This is a genomic window from Antarcticirhabdus aurantiaca (genome assembly GCF_009765365.1).
Classification (GTDB): domain Bacteria; phylum Pseudomonadota; class Alphaproteobacteria; order Rhizobiales; family Rhizobiaceae; genus Antarcticirhabdus; species Antarcticirhabdus aurantiaca.
In genome coordinates this window covers 1-1,870 of sequence record NZ_VTOM01000054.1, presented here as the reverse complement: position 1 = coordinate 1,870, position 1,870 = coordinate 1, and the positions used below count along the sequence as shown (strand labels likewise).

Annotated in this window: 2 protein-coding genes and 1 pseudogene; 2 read left to right on the top strand and 1 reads right to left on the bottom strand. The window is 64.3% G+C overall.

Translation table 11 applies throughout. The features are described from left to right. Positions 1 to 122, bottom strand: a pseudogene (locus FZN60_RS28480) (sugar phosphate isomerase/epimerase); the annotation flags it as partial. Between the two features lie 161 nt (positions 123 to 283). Here FZN60_RS28480 and FZN60_RS28475 point away from each other — a divergent pair. Then, positions 284 to 553, top strand: coding sequence for a hypothetical protein (locus tag FZN60_RS28475; protein WP_158877776.1), 270 nt, complete (start codon positions 284 to 286; stop codon positions 551 to 553). Positions 554 to 642: 89 nt separating this feature from the next. Next, complete coding sequence (locus FZN60_RS28470; RefSeq protein ID WP_422569884.1) at positions 643 to 1,635, top strand: UDP-glucuronic acid decarboxylase family protein; 993 nt, start codon at positions 643 to 645, stop codon at positions 1,633 to 1,635. The last annotated feature ends 235 nt before the right edge of the window (positions 1,636 to 1,870 follow it).

The window sequence follows — 1,870 nt, the reverse complement described above, 5'->3', positions numbered from 1 at the left end:
ATCTGCACGCCGCGATAGCCGAGCGAAGCCGCCCAGGCGCAGATCGCCTCGAACGAGTTGAACGGCGCCTCATCCCCCGCAAACTGCGCCAGAAAAATCCCAGGTCCCTTGATCGTCTTCATGCCGGCGTGTCCTCCCCCGGATCGATGGCGGACGGGGCAGGCCCAACCTCCCGGCGGCCCCGTCGTTGCCGCAAGTGGTAGATGCGCAGGCTGGCAGAGGTCAATCGTGCCTGCGGAACGGCAAGGCCCGGTCACAGCCAAAGAAAAGCTCGAAACCGATCATGCTGGAAATGCTGAGCTTCGCTCCGTTTCCAACTCCGACAACGGTCTCGGGGCTTGAGAAATCCGGCTCCGGCTTCATTTGCAGCTTCATCATCGTCTTCAACAAAGGACGACGAGGAATGGACGTCGACCGGTCGACGTCAGCGATCCTTTTCAGGGCCGTTCTTCGTGGATCTTTGTTGGATGGCTACAGGACCAACGCGCGATCAATCAAGACCCGCCACACCTTGATCGGCAATCGCACGATGGATGTCTTCATTTCCAGATGAGGAGAGCGGCCACAAGCCCTCTTCAAGGGAACGAAGATCTTCCACGAGGCGAGGAGCCGACGCGCGGCAAACCGACGGATGAGCATCTGATGGGACGCAGGATGAACCTCGACAAAGGCCGGGCGCTTGTTTGCGGAGGAGCCGGCTTCCTCGGAAGCCACGTGTGTGAGCGCCTGCTCCTGGAAGGGATGGACGTCGTATGCTTCGACAACCTGCAGACCGGCGCGCGAGCCAACATCGCACACCTTCTGCGCGACGAAGCCTTCACCTTCGTGGAAGGATGCGTCTGCGAGGATCTGCCGGAAGGACCCTTCGACGAGATCTGGAACCTCGCCAGTCCGGCCTCGCCGCCGCGCTATCAGATCGATCCCGTCGGCACGCTGATGACCAACGTCGTGGGCACGCGGAACGGCCTCGACCTCGCCCGGCGCTGGAACGCGCGCTTCTTCCAGGCCTCGACCAGTGAGGTCTACGGCGACCCCGAGGTCCATCCGCAACGCGAGGACTATCGCGGCGCCGTTAACGCGACGGGACCGCGCGCCTGCTACGACGAGGGCAAGCGGGCTGCCGAGACGCTCTGCTTCGACTACCGCCGCATGTACGAGGTCGACGTACGCGTCGCGCGGATCTTCAACACCTACGGCCCGCGTATGGACCCAGAGGACGGGCGCGTGGTGTCGAACTTCGTGGTGAACGCGCTCGCCTCGCGCCCGCTCGAACTCTACGGCGGCGGCGAGCAGACCCGCTCCTTCTGCTACCGCGACGACCTCGTGGACGGCTTCCTCCTCATGATGCGCCATCCCGATCCGATCGAGGTTCCCGTGAACCTCGGCAATCCGGTCGAGGTCACGGTGCGCGAGCTCGGCGAGCTCGTCCATGAGATGATCGGAACGCGGCCCGCCTACGTGTCTCGCCCGATGCCGATCGACGATCCGCGGCAGCGGCGGCCCGACATCTCGCGAGCGCGCGAGCTTCTCGGCTGGGAGCCCAGAACGCCGCTGCGTCTCGGCCTGGAAAAGACCATCGCCTATTTCGCCAAGGATGCCGCGCGCCGGCGGCAGAGCGAGCCGGCCCTATCCTGAGACGGCTTAAAGCAAGGGGAGGGGCTGCAAAGCGTCCTTCCTCTGGCACTTCAGAGTGTCCGACGCCTGCGCCGCCCTCCAAACGCGTCAAAGCCCCGCGAGCGTGTTGCTCTGCGGGGCTTTGGTGATGATCTCGTGCTGATGCGATGCGGGCCGATGGGTCGGCGTGTTCGGGTTCTGCCGGCGTGTTCTGGATCTGGGATGGTGGTGAAGACGGCCTGCCGGAGCGTGGTTC

What these genes read in the sequence shown, in the direction of transcription:
- FZN60_RS28475 (WP_158877776.1), top strand. Translation starts at nt 284, where the DNA reads ATGCTGGAAATGCTGAGCTTCGCTCCGTTTCCAACTCCGACAACGGTC.
- FZN60_RS28470 (WP_422569884.1), top strand. Translation starts at nt 643, where the DNA reads ATGGGACGCAGGATGAACCTCGACAAAGGCCGGGCGCTTGTTTGCGGA.